The sequence below is a fragment of the Glaciecola siphonariae genome, assembly GCF_042652645.1.
Classification (GTDB): Bacteria; Pseudomonadota; Gammaproteobacteria; order Enterobacterales; family Alteromonadaceae; genus Glaciecola; species Glaciecola siphonariae.
In genome coordinates, this window is the sequence record NZ_JBHSGU010000005.1 from 153,347 (window position 1) to 167,438 (window position 14,092).

Sequence of the window (14,092 nt, forward strand, 5' to 3'; positions counted from 1 at the left end):
CAAGAATCGGCTTTTTATCACGCGTTTTTTGCCCCGCGCGCAATTTATGCAACAAATGTTGCACTGCTTTTGTGCTTATATCCCTTCTTTGGCTGACAAGCCCCGCCCAGAAGATTACAATTGCCGCTCATAAATACCAAACATTAAGTGGGTAACAAATTACATGGCAGATAAGAGCGATTTCGCGGTTGGACAACGATGGCTAAGCAATACTGAAACTAATTTAGGCTTAGGCGTGGTAATGGCCATTGATTTTAGGTCGGTCACGGTGTTGTTTCCGGCGGTAAACGAAGAGCGCAACTACGCCATATCGCAAAATGCCCTTACCCGCCTGCAGCTTTCTGAAGGCGAAAACGCCCCTCATGTAGACGGCTGGCAAATCACAATCGACAGTATTCAAGAACAAGACGGTTTAATTACCTATACCGGCCCGCGCAGCGACACCGGCGAAACCGCAAACATTGTTGAAGTAGCCCTCGACCATGGAGTAAAGCTCAATCAGCCTGAAAAGCGCCTTGCCCACGGCCAGCTCGACTCCCCTAAATGGTTTGACACTCGCTTGGCCTGTTGGCAACAGCAGCACGAATTTGCCACCTCAGGCGCGGTTGGCTTGGTGGGTGCGCGGGTTGAGCTTATTCCTCACCAAATTCATATTGCGCACGAAGTTGGCTCGCGTTACGCCCCGCGCGTACTGCTGGCCGACGAAGTAGGCCTTGGCAAAACCATTGAAGCAGCGCTAATTATTCATCAGCAAATACTCACCGGCCGTGCCCAGCGCGTGCTTATTTGCGTGCCTAATTCGTTGGTGCATCAGTGGTTAGTTGAAATGCTGCGCCGCGTGAATTTGAGCTTTTCGGTGTTTGACGAAGAACGCCTTGAAGCGGTAAAAGAAGGCGCAGCCGATACCGGCGAAAACCCCTTTGATCAGGAGCAGCGCGTTTTGTGCAGCACCGACTTTATTGCCCAAACTGAAGTTTTAGAGCTTGCAGCCAAGGTAGACTGGGACATCCTCGTGGTAGACGAAGCGCATCATTTGCATTGGTCGCCCGAGTCGGCCTCACCGAGCTACGACGCAATAGACACCTTGAGCAAAATTGCCAAAGGCGTTTTGCTACTCACGGCCACTCCCGACCAGCTCGGCCACCAAAGCCATTTTGCGCGCCTGCGTTTATTAGACCCTGCGCGTTTTCATAGCTACGACGCCTTTATTGAAGAAGAAGCCCATTATGCAGAGCTTGCCGCCGCGGTCACGCCGCTCATTGAAGATGAGCCGCTTAGTGATGACGACGCTGCCGCTATTGCCAAATGCGCGCCGGGCGTGAATATTGATAAATGGGATTTATCGCAAGCTCAAGACCGTAAAGGCTTATTGCGCGAATTAATTGACCAGCACGGCACGGGGCGTTTGTTGTTCAGAAACCGCCGCGCTGGCATTGAAGGTTTTCCGGTGCGTAAAATTAATCCGTATCCGCAGCGCATTCCTAAAGAATACGACCTTGCCCTTGCTATGCAAGACGACGTGAACCAAGCGCTGCATCCGGAGCGCGCCAGCATGCTCGACGAGTCATGGCCTGCATACGACCCGCGGGTGGCGTGGCTATGTGAGTTTTTAGCCTCGCACAAAGACAAAGTGTTGCTTATTTGTGCCTACGCCAGCACCGCCTTACAAATTGCCGAGTACATGCGCGCTAAAACCAGCATTCGCCATACTGTGTTTCATGAAGGCATGAGCATTGTTGAACGCGACAAAGCCGCGCATTTTTTTGCTACCAATGAGCAGGGCGCGCAAATTATGCTGTGCTCTGAAATTGGCTCTGAGGGCCGAAACTTTCAGTTTAGCCATCATTTAGTGTTGTTTGATTTACCCCTTAACCCCGACTTACTTGAGCAGCGCATAGGCCGCCTTGACCGTATTGGCCAAACCCGCGATGTGAATATTCATGTGCCTTACTTTGAAAACACCGCCCAAGAGGTACTGTACAATTGGTATCACTACGGCCTTGGCGCGTTTACGCAAACCTGCCCGGTAGGCTCGCAGGTATGGCAAGGGCTTAAAGACGAGCTGCACGCCGCACTTGCCTCCCCTACCGATAAAGAAAACTGGCAAGACGTGGTAGAACAGGCCAATACCTTAAGCAAAGAGCTAAAAGCGCAAATTGAGCAAGGCCGCGACCGTTTATTAGAACTCAATGCCTCGGGCGGCGACAAAATAGACGAAGTAATGGACAACATTGTGCGCGCTGAAAACCCGGTTAATATGCTCAAGTTTATGACCCGCCTGTTTGACGCCCTTGGCGTGGTGCAAGATGAAAAAGATGATAATACCTTTGTGATACGCCATGGAGAGTCGATGCTGTTTCCGGTGCCGGGCATATCAGAAGAAGGTTTGGAAATTACCTATAAACGTAGCGTAGCCACGCAGTTTGAACATGTAAACTTTATAAGCGGCGACAGCGAGCTTGTGACCCACTGCATAGACAGCGTGCTGACCGACGTAGTAGGCAAAAGCAGCATTTGTTTTGTGAATCAAGAAGACACGCCAGTAGGCGCATTTTGGATTGAAATTATTGCCGTGCTTAATCCTGTGGCCGAGGCTAGCCTGCAACTGTATCAGTTTTTACCGCCCACCCCTATTAGAGTGTGTGTAGATGCAAAAAACCAAAATACGGATATTGAGTTTGAGCCTATTTTTAAGGTAAAACCCAAAATGGCGCAGCAGCTGATAGGCGCACTCATGCCGCAAATTACAGCAGGCATTGAAGCGGCGCTTAATGAAGCGAGCCTTGAGCTTAGCGATATTAAACAAGCAGCTCTAACGAAAGTAAGCACTAGCTTAAGTGGTGAAATTGAGCGTTTAAGCGAGCTTAAAAAACTTAATCCTGCAATTAGGCAAGAAGAAATAGACTACATTGTGCATCAGCAAGAAAAGCTCACTCAGGCGATTACCGACGCCGAGCCAAGTTTAGACAGCGTGCGCATTGTGGTAAATAATCGCCGCTAATGTTGTTTAACTATTTACCGAGCGCATTGTCTAGTGTTGTGCATAGCGCATCACCTAACGTTGTGCATAGCGTTGTGCCTCGCTTCATGTATTACTGAACATGGCGATAATTAACTACAAGCCGCCTATGCACCCATATTTGGATTTTGTGCATCGCGACAACGACCTACTCGTGCTCAACAAACCCTCGGGGCTGCTCAGCGTGCCGGGCAAAGCGCTTGAGCACAAAGACTCACTACAGCTAAGAGTGCAGCGCGTATACCCTAGCGCAACAGTAGTGCATCGCCTCGATATGGCCACGTCGGGCTTAATGCTTTTTGCATTAAATAAGGCGAGTCATCGCCACATATCGCGCCAATTTGAGTTACGAGAAGTGAGCAAAACCTATTATGCCCGCGTGTATGGGCATTTAAGTGAGCCCACAGGCAAGGTAGAAGCGCCACTCATTTGTGACTGGCCTAATCGGCCAAAACAAATGGTAGATACCGAACGCGGCAAGCCCGCACTGACCTATTTTGAGGCGCAAAGCCAAGGTAAATACTCAACCTTGGTAAAGCTAAAACCTCACACCGGCCGCTCGCATCAACTGCGCGTGCACATGCTACACATTGGTCATGCGATACTAGGCGACAGGCTATATGCCCAAGGCGAAGCGCTCATAAGCTCAAAACGCCTGCTGCTGCACGCACAAGATATAAGCTTTACCCATCCTCGCACCGAACAAACAGTATCGTTTTACTCACCCCATATGTTTGATGCAGAGCCCTAGCGCACCTAGCAAGCAACTTTTGATAAGTTTATTCCTGCTGGTAAATTTCAGCGATTAAGCATCATATATGCGCTTTTAGTGCCGATAAACTGCACATGAGTACATATTATTTGTTTAAAAAAAGTCATAAGCTGAGCCGATGCTTTGCCTTCGCGTTTATGCTACTTGCTGCATGGGCAGGCGCTGGTGTTTTGCCTGCTTACGCGCAGTCGGGGCTTGATTACATGGCAAACGATATATCAGCCACCATGCTTACCGACGAATATCAGTTGATTGACGTAGTGTTTGATGAAGGTAGCGAAAGCGAAACCAAACACCAGTTTCCAGTGTTTGTTACCCCTTCTGAAAAGGCCATAAGCATGGGCACTTTTTTTGTTGTGTCAGACGTGTCCTACAACGGTGCACAAATACAAAGCTTAAAAGACCTTGCGCAAGAAATGGCGCGCGTAGGCTGGCATTCGGTAGTTATACCGGCCCCGCAGTTGATGATGGTCATGGCCGATGTAGATGCCAAGCATGCCGCACAGCAGGCAAAAGACAATGAGCAAAACAAGGGTGAAGACAGCCCTGAGCAGGAGGAGAGCTCTGAGTCAGCCACCGAACAAAAGCAAGCAACAGACCAGGACAGCCCTGAGCAGGAAGACAGCCCTGAGCAGGAAGACAACCCTGATCAAGAAAACAGTCCTGAGCGAGAAAACAGCCCTGAAGACGCAGAAAACCCCGAGGCAAAAGCAGATGCTAACGCGGCGCCCGCCGCAAATGCCAACTCACCCAATATACAAACCAATTTAGCTGCAAAAGCGCATCAAAGTCAGTATGAGCTAGCCTATCAACATGCGTTTAGCGGGTACTTAAACATTTTTTTAAAAGCTGCCATTGATGCCACCGAGCAGCAAGGCTATCAGCTTATTTTTGCCCAGGGTATGAGCGCACAAGCCTTACTCGGCAACAGTCATTTAGTACACAGCGCAATTCGGACTAAAAGCGCAAATGAAGCAGCGCCTATTCCAGAGCCAATAAAAATCAGCCCCGACGCTTTGGTCATAAACAACGCATACTGGCCAGAACGCACCATTAATAACACCATAGCCATGCGCGCAGCTAAAACGCCTATGCCGCTACTCGATTTAGTTAGCCCGCACGATAATATGTGGTCTAAGGCCACCGAAGACAAACGCCAAATTTCGGCGCGCGTCGAAATTAAACCTCACTATCGCCAGCGCGACATTATTGCCACGCATCAAGGCCAAAACAGCATCAGCATGGCCCGCGAAATTTATGGCTGGGTTACTTTTTTGGGCTGGTAGGCAACACTTCGAATAAAACTTCATTATATTTTCATTACGTATTCATATACTTAAGACTAAATGCTAGATGAGCACTGGCGTTCTGTGCGCAGTGACTATACTGAGGGTAATATATGTAAACAGGCATCATGGGTGTTAGTTAGCGAATTCGTCGACCAAAAAGCAGAGCAGTTAGCATTCTATTTAGAATCCTACTGGCAGGACAAAGTTGCCTTTAAAGAAATGGACTGTTTTATTTGGGACGTGCTTGAAGAATGGGCCGCCATTAAAAATGCAGATACCCAAATGTATACGCATAAAGAACGTGTGTTCTGGCATGTTATTTATCAGGTGCAGTTTGTGGGTGGGCACAGCCTGCGACACGACGCCAGCGTAAGAGATGAAGTGCAGCTTTACACCCTCTATTTAAAAGGCGGCAAGCCTTGCCCCTTAGACGTTATTGGCATGCGCCCTTAACATCACTCACCGCCTAGTCAGCGCCTATTCAGCGTCCACTCAGTGCCTACTCAGCAAGAACGACTTTGTTGCGTCCCGACTCTTTTGCTTTGTACAGCGCTTGGTCTGCAGCCTCTAACCACATAAGTGGACGCGTGTAGCTACTGTTAAACTCGGCAATACCGGCACTTATCGTGAAGTTAATTTCAATATGCTCGTGTTTTACCGCATAGCGCTCTGCAACAAGACGAATACGCTCACCCACAACTCTTGCGGTCTCGGTATTGGTATCGGGCAGCAACACCACAAATTCCTCGCCGCCATAACGCCCCGAAATATCGGTTTCTCGGGTGGCTTTACGAATTAACATTGCCAACGACTGTATTACTCTATCGCCAGCTTGGTGACCGTGGGTATCGTTTACCTTTTTAAAGTGGTCAATGTCGAGCATTAGCACTGAAATTGGCTTTTTATTGCGGTAGGTAAGTTTAAACTCGCGCTCAAATCGCTCTTGCCAGTACCGACGATTAAACAATCCGGTAAGTCCGTCTACCCGGCTAATGACTTTGAGCTCTTCGTTAAGTTTTTCAACACGCTCTTTACTCATTGCTTGGTCGGTCATGTCGTAAACCAATATGCAGATGCGGTCTACTTGGCCGTTTGCCGACGCAATTGGCAAAATCGTGATGTTCTGGTACATGTGATCGGAGCTTGATGTGATAGGACGGCTGGTACCAAATTTAAACAAGTACTGACGCTGCTCCCAAATCACAAATACCGGCGTGTTCATTGAAAACACTGGCTGACATTTATTAATCAGCCACTTGCGGTCTATTTCTTTAAAATAAGCAAACAGTGACTTTCCTTTAATTTCACTGGCGCTCACGCTGCTATGGTTTTCCATAAACTGATTAAATTGATGCACGGTAAAGTCGGCATCTACTACCACTATTCCCACTTCAATTGAGTCTAAAAGTGCATCTTGCCAGTTATGCGCTGAGCTTGATGTGAGCGCTGAGCTTGATGAGGCCGTTGCTGCCATAGCAGCGCTTGTGTTTTGGTCCTTAGTATTAGCGCCGCTCATGACCTAACCCCCGTAGTCGCGGTAAGGCGTTCATTGTTTTGCTGGGCAACTAGCAAACGCGAGAAGGCCGCATCAATGTCTTTGTCGGGTATCACTAGCAGCAATTCAAAGTTAATATTTTCGCTCGACACCGAATATGCAATTTCGATTACCAGTACCTTTTCCCAGCGCGTGATGCTGTTGTCAACAATGTCGTCTAATCCGCAATGAATGCCAAGCAGTATGGGCGTATTGTGCGTAAAGTTTAGCTGCAACTGCTCTGACAGTGCGTTTAAGCAGGCACCAATAATAATATTCGACACATCCATAAGTGCTTCAATTTCACCGCCGTCGGTGCTTTGCTCGCTGGTATCAGAGCCTAGCAGCTGCTTAATTGCTGTTACGTTGGCATCGTTAAAAATAATTAAGGACTCACCCTTAATGGCTGAGCTCACAAAGCCTTTAGACACCGCAGACACTCGCTGCTCGCTGTCAATATTGGTAAGCATCATCGACAGCTCATTAGCGTGCACAATCGAAATATTGGGAATAGGTAAGTCTACGAATTTATTCAGTAACTTGGCGAGGTTTTCGCCGGCACGGCCCATGGCAACGTTGGCAACTTCTCTAAAGGCGTCGAGCTTTTCGTCTATGGTATCGCCGGTGATCACGCTGCTGTCTTCACTGCGTTTAACCGCGGTGGTTTCACCGTCGTAAATGCCGTATTTATCTAAAATCGCGGTGAGTTTGGCGTTATCAATTGGCTTTCTGATAAAGTCTAATGCGCCCATGGCCATCATGCGCTTACGCGCTTCTTCTTGCACATCTCCCGACACTACAATTACCATCGAAGGTAGGTCGCGTTTGCGGATCACCTCCATGGTTTGATAACCGTCCATTACCGGCATATTCAAATCGAGAAACAGAATATCGCCTTTACCCGCTTCAATTTGTTCAATCGCCTCTTGGCCATTTACCGCATACGAGATGTCTACATCCCACCCGTCTGGAAGAGAGCGTGCCATGGCTTTGCGCGCAAACGCAGAGTCGTCACAAATTAACACGGGAAGAGACATTACAAGTCCTTTTAAATGAGATTAGCTCAATGTATGGCGTAACATAACACAACACCCTTTTATACCGCAAAAGGATAGGCTATGGGCGGGTGACACTGATAGTCGTGCACCTGAAAATCGTCGGTACTTACCCACGTTTCAATATCTTTTAGCGACTTTATATCAGGGTTAATGCTCAGTGACGGCATCGGAAATGGCGCGCGCTTAAGCTGCTCATTTACCATTAAGTCGAGCTGATTTTCGTAAATATGAGCATTCACGATCTTATGATAAACCTTACCGGCTTTATGCCCGGTAATTTGAGCCATAAGCGCAAGCAGAACAAAGCACTGCGGCATGTTAAAGGTAAGCCCTAGAGGCACATCGCAGCTTCGCATATAGCTCGTTAAATGCAGGGTATCGCCGAGTAAAGAGAATGTGTGGGTATGCATGCACGGACGAAGGCAGCCTAAGTCAAATTCGCCGGGGTTGTAAAAGGTGATAATTTCGCCCCTGTCGTCAATGCCTTGGCTTAGATTATTTACCACCTTTTGAAGCTGGTCGAGCGAGCTACCGTCGGGCTTTTGCCATGCTCTGCCCTGCACGCCGTATACGCGACCCATATCGTCTGTGCCTTTACGCGCAGGATTTGCCAGCCAAGCTTGGTTTTCGTTTGCGTTGGCGTTCCAAGTGTTGCAACCAATGGCACGAAACTGCGCGGCGTTGTCGTAACCTCGCAAATACCCGAGTAATTCAGCAATGGCAGCTTTGTAAAAGCACTTGCGGGTAGTCACTAACGGAAATGCATTGGCACCTACATCATATTCAAGGTCGGCGTTTACCACCGTTAAACATTTAATGCCGGTGCGCTCATTAGTCACCCAAGTGCCTTGTTCGGCAATACGTTGGCAGAGTTGTTCGTATTGATTCACCGCGTATCCTTTTTATTTCTTTTTGGCTTTGCGTTTAACGCCAGCGCCAGTTTTATCATTAGCATGCGCAACTGCAGGATTGTTTTTGTAGGCGTATACCATTAGGCCTAAGCCCGCCAGCATCATCGGAATGCTGAGCATTTGACCTTGGGTAATAAGCGAGCCGTAAAGGTCGGCTAAGTGCGCGTCGGGCTGCCTGAAAAACTCCACTATAAACCTAAAGCTTCCGTAGCCAAGTAAAAACAAACCGCCCACCGCACCCGTTGGACGAGGCTTGGCAGAGTAAAGCCACAGCAATAAAAACAGCGCAAGGCCCTCTAGGGCAAACTGATAGAGCTGCGAGGGATGACGCGGATCTGGGCCTGCACCCGGAAACACAAACGCCCACGGCACGTCGGTTACCCGGCCCCAAAGCTCACCGTTTATAAAATTGCCAATACGTCCTGCCCCTAAACCAATAGGCACAAGCGGCGCAATAAAATCGCCCACATACAAAAACGACCAGTCCTGCTTTTTAGCGTACATAAAGGCTGCGGCAATTACGCCTAAACATCCGCCGTGAAACGACATTCCACCTTCCCATATCTTAAATAAATACAGCGGGCTTTCAAGAAAGGTTGAAAAGTTATAAAACAGCACATAGCCCACTCGACCGCCTAAAATAACGCCCATAAAGCACCAAAAAAGAAGGTCTGAAAGCTGGTCTTTGCTCCAGCCGGTGCGCGGCAATCGACGGGCGGCCAAAAAATACGCGGCGGCAAAGCCAATTAAATACATCAAGCCGTACCAGCGTAGGGCAAGCGGGCCAATTTCAAAAATTATTGGGTTTATTTGCGGAAAAACTAGGTGGGTTCCATCTGCCATTGGCTACTCAATTCCTATCATCATTCGAATGCTTACCAACACTAAAAACACAGCAAATATGCGTTTGAGCTTTACGGTATCCAATTTGCTTGTGAGTTTAGCACCGATGCGCGCGGTTAACATAGAAGTTATTACTATCCCAAGCGTTGCCGGCAAATAGACATAACCTAAGGAATACGCGGGTAAATAAGGGCGGTTCCATCCTGCATAAATAAAGCTGGCAGTGCCGAATATAGCAATTACTACGCCGCAGGCACTGGCACAGCCTATGGCTTTTTTAATGTTCACTCTAAACCATACCAAGGCAGGTACAATAAGCGCGCCGCCGCCAATTCCCATGAGCGCCGACACAAAGCCGCTACCTAAACCAATGCCGCCTAAAATGCCTTTGTTGACCTCATGCTCTGAGCGGCGGTGGCGATTAAACACCATTTGCAGCGCTATCAAAATCACCAGCGCGGCAAAAATACGCTGCAGCATCACCCCCGATATCATACTGGCAAACTGCGCGCCCGCCACCGCGCCTACGGCAATGCCAAACGCGGAATACTTGAAGATGTTTTTGTCGAGATTGCCTAAGGTGTAATGCGATCTGGCAGACGACAGCCCAGTAAAAATTACCGTAGAGAGAGACGTGGCCACCGCAATGGGCATGGCGTTTTCAATGCTCATACCCAGCAAATGCTGAAACAAAAAAATAAGGGTAGGAACAATAATCAAGCCGCCGCCAATGCCGAGCAGCCCGGCCATAATGCCAGCCACCGCGCCAATCCCTAAACACAGCAGCATTAGCAAAAAAACGGGGTCCATTTCTCCCATTAACGCGCGCCCGCGCGAATGAGTCCGCCGAGGCCTTTTGAGTCGAGGTATTTATTGAGTAAGCCCTGCACTTGCTCCGGGCTTTGTTGAGATAAAATTTCCGGCAAAAGAGGCTCAATTTCTGTAATTTTAGTATTGCGAATTACCCAATTAATTTTGCGTAAGCTGTGCGCATTCATACTGAGCTTGCGATAGCCCATGGCCATTAAAATTACTGCGCCTAAGGGCTCACCCGCCAGTTCTCCGCATACCGTAACCGGTACTTTATTGGCTGCCGCACTTTGCTGTATTTGACACAGCGCGCCTAGCACCGACGGATGATAGCTCGAATACAGCGACGACACGCGTGTATTGTTACGGTCTACCGCCAGTAAATACTGTGTTAAATCGTTGGTGCCCACCGAAAAGAAATCTACACGCTGGGCGAGTTGATCTAGCTGAAACATCACCGCGGGTACTTCAAGCATAATGCCCACGGCAGGCTTAGAGAGCATTTGGTTTTCGCTTGAGGCCTCTTCTTTTACCTCTAAAAAAGCTTGCTTAATTAAGCGCTTAGCCTCATCTACCTCATTCACGCTGGTGATCATGGGTAGCAAGATATGCAAATTAGACAAACCAATACTGGCGCGCAGCATCGCTCTGACCTGCACTAAGAATATGTCGGGGTGGTCGAGTGTTAAGCGAATTCCGCGCCAGCCCAAAAACGGGTTTTCTTCATTAATCGGAAAGTACGACAAGGGTTTGTCGCCGCCCACATCTAGCGTGCGCATGGTAATTTCTTTGCTCGGATGCTGGCTCAACACGCTTTTGTAAAGCTCACATTGCTCGCGCTCTGAGGGAAATCGCTCGCGCATCATAAATGGAATTTCAGTGCGGTATAAGCCAATGCCATCGCCCTGTTTAAACTGCTCCATTTCAACATTCGCAGTTAAACCTGCGTTGACCAACAAAGACATCTTTTTGCCGTCTTGGGTAAGTGATGCTCGGTCGCCCTCTTCGCGAATTTTACGATACAGGCCTTCTTCTTCTTCAATCAGCTGTTGATAATGGGCTTTAAGCGCGGTGTCTAAATTGAGCACCACCTCGCCTGAATAACCATCTATAAATAGCTCTTTTGCTTTGAGCAGGCTAATAGACACACGCTGCAGGCCCATAACCGCCGGCACGCCCATGGCGCGCGCTAAAATAGCCGCGTGTGAGTTGTTCGACCCTTTAATAGAAATGATGCCGGCTAATCGTTCCCGTGGGAACTCTGCTAGCATAGGAGCACTCACCTCTTGCGCAACCAAAATGCAGGCCTGCCCGGAGGGTACCTGAGACGCTAAATCGCCGTCTTGCTGCAGAATGTTATTTAAAATACGGTTAGACAAATCAACAATATCCACCGCACGCTCGCGCATGTATGGGTCTTCCATATTTTCAAAACGCGCCGCGTAACGCTCTACTACAAACTTAAGCGAGCTTGAGGCGTCCCATCCTTGATGGATTTCTTTTTCAACTTCGCGCCCGAGGCTGTTGGCATCGAGCAGCTGTTCATAAAGCTGAAAAATAGCGCGCACGTCGTCTGGTAACTTGTCACTCAAATCGGCCGACAGCTGTGCAACTTGTGCTCGCGTGATTTGCACCGCATCGCGGTACTTTGTAATTTGTCCTTGAATGTCAGTGTTTTTGCGCGGGATCAACTGCGCTAGTTCATGCTTAAAGTTAACCGCGTAACCTATCCCCATCGCCAAACCCGGTGAGCCCGGGATACCGTTTACAGTGCGTTGGTTAAAGGTGGTGTCAAGCTGAGTAGATGGCGTATCGCCGCGCATTTCAGCGTTTACGATTTCAAGGGCAATTTGCGCCGCCAGCGTCACTAAAAAGGCTTCTTCGTCTTCGCTAAACCGCCGCGCTTGGCGCTGCTGCATGGTAATAACGCCCAAAACCTTACGCTGATAAATTATCGGCGTACCAATAAAGGCATGATAACTGTCTTCGTTTACTTCGGGATAATGTTTAAAGCGCGGGTGAGACGGGGCATCTTCAATATTAAGCGGCTCCTCACGGTCGCCAACTAACCCAATGAGGCCCTCATAAAAACCAATTTTTACCTTCCCGATGGCGGTGGCATCTAGGCCGTCGGTTGCGGTCAATATTAAGTGCTGTTTTGCGTAATTGGTCAGGTAAATACTGCAAGAATCTACCTGCATGGTCTGCTTGACCATACTGACTAGTCGGGCAAGCGCAGCATCGAGGCCGGGGATTTGGCTCACTTCCTGAATGATTTGCTTGAGACTAGTTAACATAAAGGGCCTTCAGATGGGGACTGATATTAGCGTGATTTGCGCCTGCGCCCTTTTTTAAAATTATTCGGTGCGTGCGGGCGCTGAGTGGGCATGGCAATATTCACAAACTCACTTAACACTCTGCGATAAACGTCGCGTTTAAACGATACCACGTTACGAATAGGATACCAAAAGCTCACCCAGCGCCAGTCGTCAAACTCAGGATGACCACAGGCGGCCAAGTTCACGTCCTTTTCTTGACATGTTAGCTGGAGCAAAAACCACTTTTGTTTTTGACCAATGCAAACAGGATCACTGCCTTTTCGAATCAATCTTTTAGGAAGTTTATAGCGCAGCCAATTTCGGCTCACGGCAAGGATGTTTACGTCTTTTTCTTTCAGCCCAACTTCTTCGTACAACTCTCTGTACATAGCTTGTTCGGCTGTTTCGCCTTGGTCAATCCCCCCTTGCGGGAACTGCCATGAATGCTGGCCATATCGCCTAGCCCAGAATACCTGACCTTGTTTGTTGCATATGATAATGCCAACATTCGCGCGGAATCCTTCGGTATCAATCACTTAGATTACCTAGCGCGGTTATGCTTTAATATGTCATCATTCTTTCATAAACTTGAATTTATTCAAAGTAAATGTTCTTAAATAGCCCATTATTGTGATTAATCTATCGTCTCCTACCTCTGTAGAGGCTCTGCTGGAGCGCGCTCGCGACATAGCAGGCTTGAGCTTTGGCGAGCTAGCGGGCCAGCTAAATGTTGCCATACCAGAGAATTTTAAGCGGCAAAAAGGCTGGACCGGACAATTGATTGAAAGAGCCCTCGGCGCGAGTGCCGGCAGTAAGCCTATTCAAGATTTTCCGCAGTTGGGCATTGAACTTAAAACCCTGCCGCTCAGCTATGCCAATACCCCTCTTGAAACGACTTACGTATGCTATGCACCCTTAACCGACATTGCGGGCATTAGTTGGCAAACCAGTAACGTGCGCAATAAAATTAGGCAGGTGTTGTGGATACCGGTGCAGGGTGAGCGTGAAATTCCCGTGAGCGAGCGCATTATCGGCCATGGTTTTTTGTGGCAACCCACCGAACGTCAAGACGCCTTGCTGCAACAAGACTGGGAAGAGCTTATGGATTTGATTGCATTGGGCAAGGTAGAGAGCATTACCGCTCGCATGGGTCAATACATGCAATTACGCCCTAAAGCGGCCAACGGCAGAGCCCTCACCGATGCCATCGGTCATGACGGCAGCCTCATTAAAACCCGCCCGCGCGGCTTTTACCTGCGCAAAGAATTCACGCAATTGGTGCTTAATAGCGTATTTGGTCAATAGCGTATTTGGTCAGCAGCGTGTTTGGCCCAGTGTGCTCATCCCCTTTGTCATCAATCGGTAAGCTTTGTAAAGCTATGTAAATCTACTGAACCGAAGTTAAAAACGCCTGACTTAAAGCACGTATGACCGTGCTTTGAATGCACAGTACCTAAGGTGTTTTGTGTGTTTCCAAGCAAACGCCTTTTTTGCTTCGCTGCTAGCTTAATTTAACGTTCGCACGTCTCGGTCATCAA

Annotated in this window: 12 protein-coding genes; 5 read left to right on the plus strand and 7 right to left on the minus strand. The window is 48.5% G+C overall.

Features of this window, described 5'->3' with window-relative positions:
- Positions 1 to 163 precede the first annotated feature (163 nt).
- The 4 genes from rapA (at position 164) to ACFO4O_RS11870 (ending at position 5,533) form a co-directional block, all read left to right on the plus strand.
- Positions 164 to 3,001 carry an RNA polymerase-associated protein RapA gene (gene rapA, locus ACFO4O_RS11855; RefSeq protein WP_382408778.1) on the plus strand — a complete coding sequence of 946 codons (2,838 nt, stop codon included), beginning with the start codon at positions 164 to 166 and terminating at the stop codon, positions 2,999 to 3,001.
- Positions 3,002 to 3,101: 100 nt separating this feature from the next.
- Positions 3,102 to 3,770 carry an RluA family pseudouridine synthase gene (locus ACFO4O_RS11860; protein WP_382408780.1) on the plus strand — a complete coding sequence of 223 codons (669 nt, stop codon included), beginning with the start codon at positions 3,102 to 3,104 and terminating at the stop codon, positions 3,768 to 3,770.
- Between the two features lie 95 nt (positions 3,771 to 3,865).
- Positions 3,866 to 5,077 (plus strand): DUF3530 family protein, encoded by a 1,212-nt coding sequence (locus ACFO4O_RS11865; protein WP_382408782.1) that lies wholly within the window; start codon positions 3,866 to 3,868, stop codon positions 5,075 to 5,077.
- Positions 5,078 to 5,137: 60 nt separating this feature from the next.
- Positions 5,138 to 5,533, plus strand: a complete 396-nt coding sequence (locus tag ACFO4O_RS11870; protein WP_382408784.1) for a hypothetical protein — start codon at positions 5,138 to 5,140, stop codon at positions 5,531 to 5,533.
- Between the two features lie 46 nt (positions 5,534 to 5,579).
- Here the strand turns inward: ACFO4O_RS11870 and ACFO4O_RS11875 are convergent, their stop codons facing one another.
- Genes ACFO4O_RS11875 through rppH form a run of 7 tightly spaced genes read right to left on the minus strand, consistent with a single transcriptional unit; the run spans position 5,580 to position 13,090 of the window.
- A complete protein-coding gene (locus tag ACFO4O_RS11875) occupies positions 5,580 to 6,554 on the minus strand; it encodes a sensor domain-containing diguanylate cyclase (RefSeq protein ID WP_382408786.1) in 975 nt (324 codons plus the stop codon).
- Positions 6,555 to 6,592: 38 nt separating this feature from the next.
- A complete protein-coding gene (locus tag ACFO4O_RS11880; protein WP_382408788.1) occupies positions 6,593 to 7,651 on the minus strand; it encodes a response regulator in 1,059 nt (352 codons plus the stop codon).
- 59 nt (positions 7,652 to 7,710) lie between these two features.
- The gene (locus ACFO4O_RS11885) at positions 7,711 to 8,562 is read right to left on the minus strand and encodes a thymidylate synthase (protein WP_382408790.1); all 852 of its coding nucleotides are present in this window, start codon (positions 8,560 to 8,562) and stop codon (positions 7,711 to 7,713) included.
- A gap of 12 nt (positions 8,563 to 8,574) precedes the next feature.
- Complete coding sequence (lgt, locus tag ACFO4O_RS11890) at positions 8,575 to 9,426, minus strand: prolipoprotein diacylglyceryl transferase (RefSeq protein ID WP_382408792.1); 852 nt, start codon at positions 9,424 to 9,426, stop codon at positions 8,575 to 8,577.
- A 3-nt stretch (positions 9,427 to 9,429) separates the two neighbouring features.
- Complete coding sequence (locus tag ACFO4O_RS11895) at positions 9,430 to 10,236, minus strand: sulfite exporter TauE/SafE family protein (protein WP_382409582.1); 807 nt, start codon at positions 10,234 to 10,236, stop codon at positions 9,430 to 9,432.
- Positions 10,237 to 10,244: 8 nt separating this feature from the next.
- Entirely contained in the window at positions 10,245 to 12,533 is a 2,289-nt protein-coding gene (gene ptsP / locus ACFO4O_RS11900; RefSeq protein ID WP_382408794.1) for a phosphoenolpyruvate--protein phosphotransferase, read from the minus strand.
- A 26-nt stretch (positions 12,534 to 12,559) separates the two neighbouring features.
- Complete coding sequence (gene rppH / locus ACFO4O_RS11905) at positions 12,560 to 13,090, minus strand: RNA pyrophosphohydrolase (RefSeq protein ID WP_382408796.1); 531 nt, start codon at positions 13,088 to 13,090, stop codon at positions 12,560 to 12,562.
- Positions 13,091 to 13,178: 88 nt separating this feature from the next.
- On the opposite strand from rppH, the gene mutH reads away from it, so the two are divergent.
- The gene (mutH, locus tag ACFO4O_RS11910) at positions 13,179 to 13,859 is read left to right on the plus strand and encodes a DNA mismatch repair endonuclease MutH (RefSeq protein ID WP_382409584.1); all 681 of its coding nucleotides are present in this window, start codon (positions 13,179 to 13,181) and stop codon (positions 13,857 to 13,859) included.
- Positions 13,860 to 14,092 lie beyond the last annotated feature (233 nt).

Coding starts and splice junctions, on each gene's coding strand:
- rapA (WP_382408778.1), top strand. CDS start 164: ATGGCAGATAAGAGCGATTTCGCGGTTGGACAACGATGGCTAAGCAAT.
- ACFO4O_RS11860 (WP_382408780.1), top strand. CDS start 3,102: ATGGCGATAATTAACTACAAGCCGCCTATGCACCCATATTTGGATTTT.
- ACFO4O_RS11865 (WP_382408782.1), top strand. CDS start 3,866: ATGAGTACATATTATTTGTTTAAAAAAAGTCATAAGCTGAGCCGATGC.
- ACFO4O_RS11870 (WP_382408784.1), top strand. CDS start 5,138: ATGCTAGATGAGCACTGGCGTTCTGTGCGCAGTGACTATACTGAGGGT.
- ACFO4O_RS11875 (WP_382408786.1), bottom strand. CDS start 6,554: ATGGCAGCAACGGCCTCATCAAGCTCAGCGCTCACATCAAGCTCAGCG.
- ACFO4O_RS11880 (WP_382408788.1), bottom strand. CDS start 7,651: ATGTCTCTTCCCGTGTTAATTTGTGACGACTCTGCGTTTGCGCGCAAA.
- lgt (WP_382408792.1), bottom strand. CDS start 9,426: ATGGCAGATGGAACCCACCTAGTTTTTCCGCAAATAAACCCAATAATT.
- ACFO4O_RS11895 (WP_382409582.1), bottom strand. CDS start 10,236: ATGGACCCCGTTTTTTTGCTAATGCTGCTGTGTTTAGGGATTGGCGCG.
- ptsP (WP_382408794.1), bottom strand. CDS start 12,533: ATGTTAACTAGTCTCAAGCAAATCATTCAGGAAGTGAGCCAAATCCCC.